This window comes from Streptomyces sp. NPDC055025, from assembly GCF_053608565.1.
Window position 1 is genome coordinate 1 of record NZ_JBSGVS010000143.1, and the last position, 4,099, is coordinate 4,099.

Sequence of the window (4,099 nt, forward strand, 5' to 3'; positions counted from 1 at the left end):
ACACTCTAAAACCTTCCTCCCACCCGCTATTCGTCCCCCCCCCCATCGCCGGTCTCAGTCCCGGGGGGGGGTGTTTGGTGAAATACACCACACCCACGACACCCTGAAGCAGTGACAGCCCCTCCGGCGCTACCAGATTCTGTCCAACAGCGCGTGACAGCGGAGTTGAACGAAGGGGCTGGACAGATGAGACGTATCCGCCTGACGGCGGCGGTATCCATGGCCTTGCTGATGAGCGTGGGTGCCGTGGCGCCGGTCGCGGCCCGGCCCGCCGCCCGGGACGCGGCGGCCGACGGGCCCGCCGCCACCGACGCCACCGACGCCACCGCGGTGGGCACCCCCACGACGGTGCGACTGATCACCGGTGACCGGGTGACGCTCAGCACGGGCCCGGACGGAAAGCACGCGGCCTCGGTCCGGCCCGGTCCCGGCCGTGACGGCATCCTCTTCCGGACCGCCGAGCAGGACGGCCGGCTGTCCGTCCTGCCGTCCGACGCGGCGGACCTGGTCTCCGCGGGAACGCTGGACCGGGAACTGTTCGATGTGACCGCACTCGTCTCACAGGGGTACGACGAGGCGCACACCGACTCGCTCCCGCTGATCGTGGCCCAGCCCGCCGGCGCGTCCGCCGGGGCGCGGGCCGCCGAGACCCTGCGTTCCCTGTCCGGGTTCCAGGAGGACTCCGTACCCTCGCGCCGGCTGGAGAGCATCGGAGCCGACTCGCTGCGGATAGCCGGGGACGATCTCGGCGCGTTCTGGCGCACACTCGCCCCCGCCGGGGACGCGATGACCGCCAGTGGGATCCGGGCGACCCCCAAGATCTGGCTGGACGGCAAGGTGAACGCCACCCTGGACCGCAGTACGGCCCAGATCAACGCCCCCGCCGCCTGGGACGCCGGCTACCGGGGCCAGGGGGTCAAGGTCGCCGTCCTCGACACCGGCGCGGACGGGTCACACCCCGATCTGGCGGGCCGGATCGTCGAGGCCAGAGACTTCTCCGGCAGCGGCGGCACCGAGGACGTCTTCGGCCATGGCACGCATGTCGCGTCCACCGTCGGCGGCAGCGGCGCCGCGTCCGGCGGCACCCGCAAGGGTGTCGCCCCGCAGTCCGCACTGCTGATCGGCAAGGTCCTCGGCAACGACGGCTACGGCACCGAGTCCCAGGTCATCGAGGGCATGGAGTGGGCCGCGGCCGAGGGCGCCAAGGTCGTCAACATGAGTCTGGGCTCCGACGTCCCGACCGATGGCACCGACCCGATGAGCCGCGCGCTGGACGAACTCACCGCGAGCAGCGGCGCCCTGTTCGTCGTGGCGGCGGGCAACACCGGGGAGATGGGTGACCGGACGGTCGGCTCACCCGGCGCGGCCGACGCCGCGCTCACGGTCGGCGCCGTGGACCGTGACGACTCGCTCGCCCCGTTCTCCAGCCGCGGGCCCCGTCTCGGCGACGGCGCGGTGAAGCCCGATGTCACCGCGCCCGGTGTCGGTATCGTGGCCGCCCGCGCCGCGGGGACCACCATGGGAGACCCCGTCGACCCGTACTACGTCGCGGCGTCCGGCACCTCCATGGCCACACCGCATGTGACCGGCGCCGCGGCCCTGCTCGCCCAGGAGCACCCGGACTGGCGCGCCGACCGTCTCAAGGACGCTCTGGTCAGCACCGCCCGTACGGTGCCCGGCCAGCAGCCGCCGCAGCAGGGCGGCGGCCGGATCGATCTCGCGGCGGCCGCGCTCGGCCCCCTCACCGCCACCGGCACCGTCGCGCTGGGCCCGTTCCAGGCGGGCGCGACCGCGGCGAAGGCCCAGGCCGACGGCTCCGGGACCGCCACCGTCCGCTACACCAACACCTCGGCCACCGGGCTCTCGCTCCGGCTGACGGCCCAACTCGCCACCAGCGGCGGGCGCGCGCTGCGGAGCGGCGCGCTCCGGCTCGGCACGGACACGGTGGACATCGCCCCCGGCGCCACGGTCGAGGTCCCGCTGAGCGCCGATCCGTCGCGGGCCGAACGCGGCGACTACTACGGCTATGTCAACGCCACTTCCTCCGACGGCAAGACGGCCGTGCACACCACCGTCAGCTTTGTCGTCGACGGCCCGGTGCACCGGCTCACCGTCGACACGGTCGACCTCCACGGCGATCGTATCGAGGCGCTTCCCACCATCTGGGGGCCGGACGGATTCGTCGACTACACCAGTCTCTCGCCGGCCGTCGCCGAGGTGGAGGAGGGGACGTACCAGCTCAGCCACGCGTCGATCGGCGAGGCCGAGGACGGACAGGAACTGCGCCAGGTCGTGCTGCCCGAGGTGAAGGTCACCAAGGACATGTCCGTCACCCTGGACGAGCGCCGGACCACCCCGGTGGAGATCCGTACCCCCCGCCCCGCCGAACAGCGCGGCATCATCAGCTACCAGACCTACCGCGAGATCGACGGACACGGTCTGACCCAGGGCGTGATGTTCTTCGACATCGCCAAGCGTGTCTATGTCAGTCCCACCGCGCCCGTCACCGAGGGCACCTTCGAATTCGCCTCGCGCTGGCAGCTCGTGGCCCCGCTGATCGAGACCGAGGTGTCCGGTACGAAGGCCGATCTCGACCCCTACTACATGCCGAACTCCCCGCTCTTCGGCGACAAGGGCGTACGGCTGGCCGCGGTGGACGCCGGTACGGTCACCGCGCCCGATCTCCGTTCCGCCCGGGTGCGCGGCAAGCTCGCCGTCGTCCGTGACGACGGCGGCGACGAGTGGGACCTCGCGCGGGCGGCGGCGAAGGCCGGTGCCAAGGGCCTGCTCGTGGTCTTCCCCTCCGGATACCCGTGGACCCGGTGGAATCCGGTGGGCGACCGCTACGCCGTGCCGGTGGTCCGGATCAGCGGGACCGGAGGCACCGCGCTGCTCGCCGCCGCCAAGCGGCACACCGTCACGGTCGGGATCACCGGCACCTCCCGGAGCCCCTATCTCTACGATGTGATGCAGGTGTCGTCGGGGCGGATCCCGCAGCAGGTGGTGCACACCGTCTCGGACCGGAACAGCGCCCAGGTACGCACCACTTACGCCGACACGGGCGGAACGCCGTGGGCGAGCGAGCAGCGGTTCGGCTGGCGTCCGTACCAGTCCACCGCCTGGAACCAGTACACACGCCATGTGCCGACGGGCCATGAACGCACCGAGTACGTCAGCTCCGGGGACACCCTCTGGCAGCATGTCGTCAACCACACGACCACATTCGACGTCGACGCGCCGCTTCAGGCCGGTCTGAAGGACGCGCCGCGCACCTACCGGGCGGGCGAGCGTACGGACGAGCGCTGGTTCGGTGCCGTTCTGCGGCCCGCCGCTCCGGTGGGCGCCGGGCTGGTCTCCACCCGCACCGGCGATGTACTGGCCCTGCGGATCCCGGAGTTCACCGACTCCGCACCGGGCCACTGGTCACGCGCCGTCACCAGCGGAGGCGGCATCGGCACCTCCGGCGCGGGGACCCGGGCCGAAGCCGTCGAGGGCGACACGAGTTCGGCCACGCTGTACCGCGACGGTACGAAGGTGAGCGAGACCGACGGCGCCTGGGGCGACATCGAAGTCGCCCCCGGGAAGGGCAACTTCAGGCTCGACCTGTCGACCGCGCGTGTCTCCGACGAGTGGGCGTTCGGCACCCGGACCACCACCTCGTGGTCCTTCCGCTCGGAGACCACCGCCGAGCGCGGGCCCCTGCCGCTTCTGCAACTCGACTACGACGTGCGCGCCGACGCGCGGAACACGGTCGCGGGCGGGCGCTCCCACGACATCGGTCTCACAGTCCGCTCCCAGGACGGTCTGCCCGCGCCGAGCGGACTCACCGTACGGGTCGACGCCTCCTACGACGACGGAAGGACCTGGCAGGAGGCGGCCCGGGTCGGCAAGCGCGGGCAGAACGGCTTCACCGCCACCCTCGACCGGCCCGCCCGCCAGCGGGGCGACGCCTATGTGACCCTGCGGGTCACCGCGACCGACAGGAACGGCAGCGGCGTCCGGCAGACCGTCGAACGCGCCTATCTCGTACGCGGATAGACGGGCCGGTCCTGACGGGCCGGTACGGAACCGGGGGCGGCGGGTGCGCGGGCGTAGGACC

The 4,099-nt window shown here is 72.2% G+C and carries 1 protein-coding gene; it reads left to right on the forward strand.

The window, feature by feature from the left end:
* The first annotated feature begins 186 nt into the window (after nt 1-186).
* Nucleotides 187-4,038 (forward strand): S8 family serine peptidase, encoded by a 3,852-nt coding sequence (locus ACWGDX_RS39220; protein ID WP_453633594.1) that lies wholly within the window; start codon nt 187-189, stop codon nt 4,036-4,038.
* Nucleotides 4,039-4,099 lie beyond the last annotated feature (61 nt).

Coding starts and splice junctions, on each gene's coding strand:
- ACWGDX_RS39220 (WP_453633594.1), top strand. CDS start 187: ATGAGACGTATCCGCCTGACGGCGGCGGTATCCATGGCCTTGCTGATG.